The following is a 577-nucleotide window of genomic DNA, read 5'->3' as shown; positions in this document are numbered from 1 at the left end:
CCTGCTGAAAACCTAAGTTCCACTAAACGGTTTCCACATGACCCCTGTATCGTTGGTTTCCCCGGTACCGCTCCCCGGTCCTCTGTCCCGCCGTCCGCTCTCCCCGCTTTCCTGCTGGTTTTTCTCTGGCTAAAGTAATTAAAAGCAAATTTTACATAAAGGGTGAAGGGATTTTCGAAAATGGCTTCGCCTTTTAATGTAAATCCCCACACCATTTAACATCAACCCTAAAGGCATTTTCGAAAATGCCTTGGCCTTTTACTGTTAATCCCCACCTCAGTTACTTGAAATATCTATACCATAATCTGCACGAAATACCAAACAATATCTCAATCAAACGCTTCCCTGCCTTTTCTGCTTCCCTTCTCCAAATCTTTATTTATCCTTTATCAGACCAGTACACAGCCGTGAATCCTGGGGATGGGGACGGACGGGGGCGGAGGCCCGCTTGGAGGGTTGGCACCGGGCGGAACGGAATCCGTTGGCGATGAAAGCCGTCTGGAAACCGTTAGTGAAACTTAGGCTCCAGGGATAGAAAAAGACGGGCAGAAACTGAAAACCAAATCAGTTTCTGAGA

At 47.5% G+C, this 577-nt stretch carries 1 protein-coding gene; it reads right to left on the bottom strand.

The window, feature by feature from the left end:
• The coding region (locus GPL15_RS22615; protein WP_215700944.1) for a hypothetical protein at positions 1 to 215 on the bottom strand (215 nt) is incomplete at its 3' end.
• Positions 216 to 577: the final 362 nt, after the last annotated feature.

Origin of the sequence: Clostridium sp. MCC353, assembly GCF_018785315.1 — a bacterium.
Classification (GTDB): Bacteria; Bacillota; Clostridia; order Lachnospirales; family Lachnospiraceae; genus CHH4-2.
The sequence above is the reverse complement of the archived record's forward strand: the minus strand, read 5'-3'. Positions and strand labels throughout refer to the sequence as shown.